Origin of the sequence: Tsuneonella deserti, assembly GCF_014644315.1 — a bacterium.
Taxonomy (GTDB): domain Bacteria; phylum Pseudomonadota; class Alphaproteobacteria; order Sphingomonadales; family Sphingomonadaceae; genus Tsuneonella; species Tsuneonella deserti.
In genome coordinates, this window is record NZ_BMKL01000006.1 from 1 (window position 1) to 696 (window position 696).

Below are 696 nucleotides of genomic sequence, written 5' to 3' on the forward strand. Positions count from 1 at the left end.
ATTGGTATCAACTTAATCATGCTATTTTAGATGATATTATCCAAAACTTGAACATCATTAATACATCTAATCAAAGATGTGTATGTAAAAATGTGAAATCAGGTGACTGTTGATGACTATTTTAGCAATTGTAATTTTTCTTTTAACTTTAACCTTTGTGATTTGGCAACCAAAAGGTTTAGATATTGGTATTACAGCTTTAATTGGAGCGGTTGTTGCTATCATTACAGGAGTCGTAAGTCTTTCTGATGTATTAGAAGTAACAGGTATTGTTTGGAATGCAACTTTAACTTTTGTGGCTGTTATTCTTATTTCATTAATATTAGATGAAATTGGTTTTTTTGAATGGTCTGCGATACATATGGTCAAGGCTTCAAACGGTAATGGCTTAAAAATGTTTGTTTTTATTATGTTACTTGGGGCAATTGTAGCAGCATTTTTCGCAAATGATGGTGCAGCTTTAATCTTAACGCCTATTGTATTAGCGATGGTAAGGAATCTAGGATTTAATCAAAAAGTGATTTTCCCCTTTATTATTGCCAGTGGTTTTATCGCTGATACTACATCACTTCCCTTAATTGTAAGTAACTTAGTTAATATCGTTTCTGCAGATTACTTCGATATTGGATTTATTGAATATTTTAGCCGAATGATCATTCCTAATATATTCTCTCTGATTGCTAGTATTCTCGTTTT

At 31.3% G+C, this 696-nt stretch carries 1 protein-coding gene and 1 pseudogene; both read left to right on the plus strand.

From position 1 onward, the window contains the following. A pseudogene (gene arsR, locus IEW58_RS13690) lies at positions 1 to 113 on the plus strand (As(III)-sensing metalloregulatory transcriptional repressor ArsR); the annotation flags it as partial. Next, positions 113 to 696, plus strand: a 584-nt coding sequence (locus tag IEW58_RS13695) for an ArsB/NhaD family transporter (protein ID WP_188645881.1), incomplete at its 3' end; no start/stop codon positions are given. The pseudogene arsR and the gene IEW58_RS13695, both read left to right, overlap by 1 nt.